This is a genomic window from Corynebacterium sp. UMB8791 (assembly GCF_054166365.1).
This window is the reverse complement of record NZ_JBSZCG010000139.1, coordinates 1-7,425: the sequence shown is the minus strand read 5'-3', so window position 1 is coordinate 7,425 and position 7,425 is coordinate 1. Positions and strand designations below refer to the sequence as shown.

The window sequence follows — 7,425 nt, the reverse complement described above, 5'->3', positions numbered from 1 at the left end:
TCTGAAACTCCCCTCAAAGGCAACTGTGTGTTATTTGTGCTATCCATTCATCATGAACGGTTTTTAAGAAGTTTCAAGTACTTTTGACAGTTTATTTTCAGCGAACGCCCGGACCTGCACAGTTGTCGTCAAAATATTTGCATCACATGCATGTTATTCAACCAGCGGTTACCCCCGCTCGGGTGTATTTGTCCAGATGAAAGGATCCGCTGAGAGCTTCTCAGGATCAAAGCGCTCAAGGATCTCCTGCGCCGTCACAGCGCCTGCGCACCCAATCGATTCCGCCAGCGCCCGCACCACGCCATCCACCCCAATGCGCTGCGACATCTCCGCAAACGTCACCGCCCCGTCGCGCTTCGCCAGCCGCTTGCCCTCCGCGTTGAGCACCAGCGGCACGTGCACATACTCGGGTTCTTGCCCGCCCAACAAGTGCGTCATGTACGCCTGCGCGGGCGCCGACATCAACAAATCATCCCCACGAACCACCTGGTCAACCCCCTGGTCCACGTCGTCGACGACCACCGCCAAGTTATACGCCCAGTCCCCCGCCTGCGCCTGCGCAAGGTTGCCACCGCGGCGCACCACCACGTCATCGACAGGCCCAGTCACCTCCCCGGCAAAGAAGTCACGAACCGTCCACTCCCGCACATCGGCACGCAGACGAAGGGCAGGCATGCGACCCTCTTGCGAAAGCTGGTGGCGTCGAAAAGCTCGCTGCTCCTCATCCAAGTCCCTGCACGTGCCCGGGTACATCCCAGGCTGCGCATGCGGCGCACTCGCCGCCTCCCGAATCTCGCGGCGCGTGCAGTAGCACTCATACACCGGGAGCTGCAACAACGCCGCCTCATACAACGCCGAACGCTGCGACTGCCACACCACCGGCGGATCAAAATCAAGGCCCAGCGCCAACAAGTCCTCTATTTGACGACGCCCCGCCGCCTCCGACGAACGCTCCGAATCAACATCCTCCACCCGCAACCAAAAACGCCGCCCACTCCGACGCGCAAACAACCACGCCAGCAACGCCGTCCGCAGATTGCCGAAATGAAGATCCCCACTCGGAGAAGGTGCATACCGTCCAGCATTCATGTGTATAGGATATGTAGCCGTGACAAACCAAGAAACTTTTGCGCGATCGCTTTACCCTGTCCTGGTATCTGTGTTCTGCGCCGTCTTCCTCATTTCCAACATCACAGCACAGAAGGGAGTCGCCCTCGGACCATTCATCACCGACGGCGCCTTCTTCCTCTTCCCACTTGCATACGTCCTCGGCGACGTGCTCGCCGAAGTCTACGGATTCAAAGCCGCCCGCCGGGCGATCTTCACCGGATTCGGCATCGCCATCCTGGCCGTCGTGTCCTTCTACATCGCCATCTGGCTCCCCGGCGCCGACTTCTACGACATGCAAGAACCCTTCTCGACGATCCTCGGCCTCATGCCGCGCATCGTCATGGCGTCCCTAGCCGGCTACATCGCAGGCCAGCTGCTCAACGCGTGGGTGTTGCAGAAAATGAAAGACCGGTTCGGACACGACCGCCTGTGGGCCCGCCTCATCGGCTCCACCATCGTCGGCGAGTTCGCCGATACCCTCCTGTTCTGCGCCATCGCAGCGGCGGTCATCGGCATCGAAACGCCAGGTCAGTTCATCAACTACGTCGTCGTCGGCTTCCTGTGGAAGACCCTGCTCGAAGTCGTCCTACTCCCGATCACGTACCCGACCATCGCGTGGGTACGCCGCCGCGAGCAGGAACTGCACGCGGAGCTGCGAAGCTAACGCCCAGAGCCGGCGCTAGGAGCTGGCTCGAACACCAATCTGAGATCAAGGGCCGCAAGCACTTTGAGCAAAGTGTCAACAGTCGGGTTACCAAGCCCGTTTTCAATGCGGCTCAACTCGGCTTGCTGGATCCCAGCGGAATCTGCAACCTCTTGCTGCGTTGCGTCGCGTTCTTTCCTCGCTGCCATCAGGGCAGCACCCACTGCCCTTCGGTCTGCAATCTCGGAAGCAAACGCACGAGCAGCAGCATCTCGCACGATCTCAGCAGCTGGTGAAGCTGCTTCCCGATACGGTTTTACGAATTCTTCAAATGCTGTAGTCCCCATTCCCACACCTTTCATCCGCTGATTCAATACCCCTGATCTTATGTGTTACAGCACATAAGATCAGGGGTATTGGTCACGCTTCCACTGCTCCAACGCAGCCCTTGCAGCTCGAATCTCCTTCTGTTCTTGCTTGCTACTTGGCGCACGCAGTTTGTTGTACCCACCCAGCAACAGAGCCTCTAGCCACCATCATCTACTTCCCCGCGTAGTACCTGCCCATAAACTCGTCGCGGAACGCCTCGTACTCCCCGGCGTCGATGGCGTGGCGGATGTTGTCCACCAGGCGGATCATGAACTCCAGGTTGTGCATGGTGCACAGCGTCCCCGCCAAGAACTCCTTGGCCTTGAGCAGGTGGTGGATGTAGGCGCGCGAGTAGTTCTCGGAGACGTAGCCACCGAACTCCTCATCGACGCCGGAGAAGTCCCGCTTGAACCGGGCGTTCATCAGGTTCATGCGCCCATCTAGCGTATAGACGCCACCGCGGCGACCAAGCCGCGTCGGCGCGACGCAGTCGAACGTATCGGCGCCGGCTTCGACGGCGGTGAAAATGTCGTCCGGCTCGGAGATGCCCAGCAGGTGGCGCGGCTTGTCCACGGGCAGCTCATCGGTGACCCAGCCGACGATGGTGCCCAGGTTTTCCTTCTCCAGGGCGCCGCCGATGCCGAAGCCACCGAAGCCGCGTCGGCCGGCCTCGCGCGCCTCCCTGTCGAGGTCGAGCAGTCCGCGGGTGGCGTGGCGTCGTAAATCTTCGTACTGGGCGCCCTGCACCACGCCCCACAGTGACTGCTTCGGGCGGTGCGTGCGCGCCTCGGTGAGGCGGTGGTGCTCGTCGAGGCAGCGCTTCGCCCAGCGGTGGGTGCGCTCCACGGAACGCTCCTGGTAGTCGCGGGTATCCACGAGGGTGGTGAGCTCGTCGAAGGCGAACATGATGTCGGCGCCGAGCTGGTGTTGGATCTGCATGCTCACCTCGGGGGTGAAGCGGTGCTTGGAACCGTCGATGACAGACTTGAAGTCGACGCCGTCTTCGTCGACCATCGCCATGCGCTTACGCTTCTCGGCCCGGATGTCTTTGTCGGTGAGCCCGGCGGTGTCCATGGCCAGGACCTTCTTGAAGCCGACGCCCAGGCTCATCACCTGGAAGCCACCCGAGTCCGTGTAGGTCGGGCCGTCCCAGTTTTCGAAGGCGGCGACGCCCCCGGCCTCGTCCACGATGTCGGGACCCGGCTGAAGGTACAGGTGGTAGGCGTTGGACAGGATCGCCTGCGCACCGGTCTGGTGAATCTGCTCCGGGGTGAGCGTCTTCACCGTGGCCTTCGTGGCCACCGGGATGAACGCGGGGGTCTGGATCGGGCCGTGCGGCGTATGGATCACACCAACTCAGGCAACTGTGGGTCGGTCATGAACAAAACCTCCTATGGATTGACGTTCACAACCATCCTGGCACTAAGGGAGAACTGCGTCCTTTGGCACTCACACCACGCACGGAGACACCAAATTCCCCCACCGGCTGCCAGTGACCTTGATTTTTCCAATCCGTCCCGCGAAAACCCAGGAATGTGGTGCGCGAGGAGGGTAGTTGCGCACCAAAATCCGGCATTTTGAAAAGTCGCCAAAGCATTTCCCCAGGTCGCGCCGACCGTATGAGGGAATTTGGTGCGCGGGTCCAGCACGACAAAACCCCGCGACCCAACTCACCGGTCGCGGGGTTGTTTACAGAGGAGCTACTTCTCCTTAGGGGTGGTCGGCTCAGCCGAGGTCGTGGGAGCTGCCGTCGAGGTCGTGGCAGGTGCCGTGGTCGATGGCTTCCGGCCGAGGAAGTCGCCGAGCGAGGAGCCCTCGTTGGAGCTCTGCTGGATCTTGTTGGCTGCGCCGTTCTCGCCTGGGGCACACAGGGAGAGCAGGCCGGCCAGGGCACCAATGCCGAGCGTGACCGCTGCGATGGCGCCGAGGGCTTCGGTGGCCTGCGGGCCGAACTTGGCGTTCAGGCGGGCGGCTTCAACGTCGAGCTGCTTCAGGAAGTCAGGTCGGTTGTCGCCGAAGTTGCCGAACGGGTTCGGGATGTTCATCTGCTCGGAGACACGGCGCGCGGAGGCGCTGATCTCTGGGCCCATTGCGGCGATGAGTGGCGCGCCGACGGCGACTGCCAACCCGAGCGGGATGAGCCACAGGAGTGGCCCGCCGTGGGAGGACATGTCGGCGAAGCAGCGCTGCAGGTCATCGGTCGAGCTCTTGCCTGGGGTCTTCGGCTGGTCTTCACCCTGGACAACGACGTGGACGGTGACGTCGCCTTCGCGGCCTGGGATCGTGATGTCGAAGCCCTTGGGGTCCGGGGTCCGCTCAGCTGGTGGGACGATGATGACCTTGTCGCCTTCACGCTTAGCGGTCCACCCGTCGGGCAGTTTCAGGTCGCCGATGTTGGCGCCTGGCACGTTGATCACGATGTGCTGCGTGCCCGGGGTGACCACAGCCTTCTCCGTGGAGCCTGGTTTAGGGGTGACCTCGATGGTTGGAGGGGTGTCCTTACCTGCCGCGGTTGGCGGGGTGTCGCCACCGACGGTGACAATGGCTGGGCGGGTGACGGTCTTACCGCCTGGGTAGGTGACCTCTACTGGGACGACGACCTGCTCGCCTGGTTTGGCGTCGGCAGGTGGCGTGACGGAAACTGAGCCGCCGTCGTTGATGGTGACGCTCCAGCCTTCCGGCGCCTTCCAGCCGTCGACGATCTTGAAGGTCGCGCCGTCAGGCTGCGTGCTTGGCGGCACGACAACGGTGACGCCGCCCTTGGTACGGCCAGGGTTGTAGTCGACTGGTGGCTGGCCTTCGGGGGTGTCGGCGTCGTCAACAACCAGGATGGTTGCTGGGCGCGTGACCTTCTGGCCGCCTGGGTAGGTGATGTCGACTGGGACGACGGTGTAGTCGCCGGACTTGGCGTCGGCAGGCGGGGTGGCGGTGACGCCGCCGTCCTCGCCGACGGTGACCTTCCAGCCCTTCGGCACCTTGTACTCAGGCGAGATAACGAAGGTGGTGCCGCCCGGCGCGCGTGGCGTCGGGTTGACGGTCACGGTCTGGTTCGGTTTGGTCTGCTTCGGGGTGTAGTTCTGGTCCGGGGCGGCCGGGGTGGCCGGGTTCGGGTCGACGGGTGCGGCCGGGTCGTCGATGACGGTCACGACGATTGGGCGCGTGATGGTGTTGCCGTTCGGGTCGGTGACCTGCACGTTAATCACGCCGAAGTCGCCTGGCTTGGCGTCTGCTGGTGGGGTGACGTGCGCGACACCGGTGTTCTCGTCGATGTTGATGGTCCAGCCTTCAGGGATGTCCTTCTGCTCGACAACGTAGGTGGAGCCCTCGGTGCCACCCTTCGGGGTGACAACTACGACGGTGCCCGGCTTGGTCGGCTTCGGTGGGAACTGGACGTCGTTGGTGCCCTTGGGGGCGTCGTCGACAACTACGACGACTGCTGGACGGGTGATCGAGGAACCATCCGGGTAGGTGATCTGGACAGGCACGACAATGCGGTCGCCTGGCTTGGCGTCGGCGGGCGGGGTCGCGGTAACGGAGCCGTCCTCGTTGACGTTGACCTTCCAGCCCTTCGGGACCTCGTAGGCGTCATGGATGGTGAACGTGGTGCCCTTCGGCGCATCAGCGCTGAACTCTGGGGCGTCCACGGTGACCTCGACACCTGGGCGGGTGGTTTCTGCCAGGTAGTACGCGTCTGGGTTCTGTGCCTGCGGCGGCGCGCTGACGATGACGGTGCCCGGTACGACCTTGGTGGAGCCGTCTGGGAAGGTCACCTCAACGTTGATGGTCTTCGTTTCGCCGTCGCGGGCGTTCGCCGGCGGCGTTGCGGTGATCTCGCCGGTGCGCTTATCGACGCCCACCGTCCAATCACCGAGCTGCTGGTCAGGGGCGATCTTGAAGGTCGTGTCGGCCGGCAGCTCCTGGTCACGGACCTGCGGCAGCGTCACTGTGACGGATGGGCGGGTAATCACCACGTCGTAGCCAGGGGTGTGCTCCTGCGCCAGGGTCGTGTCAACGCCGACCACGGACTCCAGCACGTCGTGGGATCCGTCTGGGTAGGTGGCCTTGACCTGCACGGTCACGGTGTCTTCCAGGCGCGCGCTCATCGGCGCGGTGACCTTGAGCGCGTTGCTGCCCTCTTCCAGAGTGACGTCCCATGGGCGAGCCTCGCTGCTTGGGGTAGCGCCGATAACCTCGAAGGTGGTGCCGTCAGGGTACTTCGGGCTGCCCGGCTTCAGCGCGACGGTTGCCGTCTTGCCCGGGGAGGTCTTCTCGTTGCCGTAGCTTGGGGCCCACTGCTGGGTCTTGAGCTGGAACGTTTCGCCGATCTTGGCGTTGTCCTTGTACTTCTGCAGGTTGAGCTGGTCGGAGCCGTCGCGCGGGGTGGCGTACACCTCAACCTGGAGCGCTTCAGGCTTGTCATTGTCGATTTCGCCGGTCCCGCCGACAGGCAGGGTGACATGCACGCGGCCATCCTTATCGACGCGCGCATTCGCGCCCTCGACAGCCTTACCGTTTCGCGTCACGACAGCAATCACGCGAGCGTAATCTTCCCCAGCACCGTTGGTGACCTGGATGTTCGTCGCAAACTCCTTGCCGTTCGCGGTGACAACCGGCACCTCGTCCTGAGCCGCCTGCAGCGGGAAGCACTGCGCGTTCTCTGCCGGGACCGGCAGCAGGTCAACCTCGGCGATGTTGCGGGCTTCGAAGCCCAGGCGGTTCGGGAAGTTCTCGTAGCCGTTGCCTACGCTTCGGGCGACCCACGCGAACGTGCGTGTCTCGCCTTCCTTGATGTCCTTCACGTCCTCGAGGGTGACCTTCGCGGACACCACCGGGGAGCCTTCCGAAAGGTGCAGCTCGACCGGCTCAACGTGCGCGGTGCCGGTGACGTTCAGGTCCATATTGGTGGTGCTATCCTCGCCGGAACGCACCGCTCCTGGGATAGTCTCCCCTACAGACACCGCCGAAAGGGTGAAGGTCTCCTCGAAATCAGAGATGCCGGTCTGGTTCATGCGCAGCTCGGAAACCATCGAGTCCACAGCGTGCTCGCCGTCGCCGTGGAGGCTGACCCAGTAGTACACCTCAACCTGGCCCTGCTCGTTGACAACGCGGGTGCCCGTCTCAAACGAGCCCTCGTTCGGCGTAGTCACGGCACCAACGTGCTGGTGCGGGAACAAGGTGTTCGCGCTCAGCACGTCGTGGCATCGGTTCTCTTCGGCGCTCTGCGCGTCCACCTGTGGCACCACGAGCGCGGACGCCCCCAGCGCCAGCGCCACCACAGTGGCTGACATTCTACGATTTCGCAT

General features: G+C 63.1%; 5 protein-coding genes. 1 reads left to right on the top strand and 4 read right to left on the bottom strand.

The genetic code is table 11. From position 1 onward, the window contains the following. Window positions 1-168: 168 nt before the first annotated feature. Window positions 169-1,089 (bottom strand): tRNA glutamyl-Q(34) synthetase GluQRS, encoded by a 921-nt coding sequence (gene gluQRS / locus ACXIUA_RS09605; RefSeq protein ID WP_457976693.1) that lies wholly within the window; start codon window positions 1,087-1,089, stop codon window positions 169-171. Here gluQRS and ACXIUA_RS09600 point away from each other — a divergent pair. Continuing rightward, window positions 1,088-1,774 (top strand): queuosine precursor transporter, encoded by a 687-nt coding sequence (locus ACXIUA_RS09600; protein WP_070477264.1) that lies wholly within the window; start codon window positions 1,088-1,090, stop codon window positions 1,772-1,774. The genes gluQRS and ACXIUA_RS09600 overlap by 2 nt on opposite strands. On the opposite strand, the gene ACXIUA_RS09595 is transcribed toward ACXIUA_RS09600, so the two are convergent. The 3 genes from ACXIUA_RS09595 to ACXIUA_RS09585 form a co-directional block, all read right to left on the bottom strand. Further along, window positions 1,771-2,100, bottom strand: coding sequence for a helix-turn-helix domain-containing protein (locus ACXIUA_RS09595; protein ID WP_168161602.1), 330 nt, complete (start codon window positions 2,098-2,100; stop codon window positions 1,771-1,773). The genes ACXIUA_RS09600 and ACXIUA_RS09595 overlap by 4 nt on opposite strands. A 193-nt stretch (window positions 2,101-2,293) precedes the next feature. Beyond that, window positions 2,294-3,472, bottom strand: coding sequence for a tRNA guanosine(34) transglycosylase Tgt (gene tgt, locus ACXIUA_RS09590; RefSeq protein WP_457976692.1), 1,179 nt, complete (start codon window positions 3,470-3,472; stop codon window positions 2,294-2,296). Between the two features lie 350 nt (window positions 3,473-3,822). Continuing rightward, window positions 3,823-7,410, bottom strand: coding sequence for a YPDG domain-containing protein (locus tag ACXIUA_RS09585; protein ID WP_457976691.1), 3,588 nt, complete (start codon window positions 7,408-7,410; stop codon window positions 3,823-3,825). Window positions 7,411-7,425: the final 15 nt, after the last annotated feature.

What these genes read in the sequence shown, in the direction of transcription:
- gluQRS (WP_457976693.1), bottom strand. Translation starts at nt 1,089, where the DNA reads ATGAATGCTGGACGGTATGCACCTTCTCCGAGTGGGGATCTTCATTTC.
- ACXIUA_RS09595 (WP_168161602.1), bottom strand. Translation starts at nt 2,100, where the DNA reads ATGGGGACTACAGCATTTGAAGAATTCGTAAAACCGTATCGGGAAGCA.
- ACXIUA_RS09585 (WP_457976691.1), bottom strand. Translation starts at nt 7,410, where the DNA reads ATGTCAGCCACTGTGGTGGCGCTGGCGCTGGGGGCGTCCGCGCTCGTG.
- ACXIUA_RS09600 (WP_070477264.1), top strand. Translation starts at nt 1,088, where the DNA reads ATGTGTATAGGATATGTAGCCGTGACAAACCAAGAAACTTTTGCGCGA.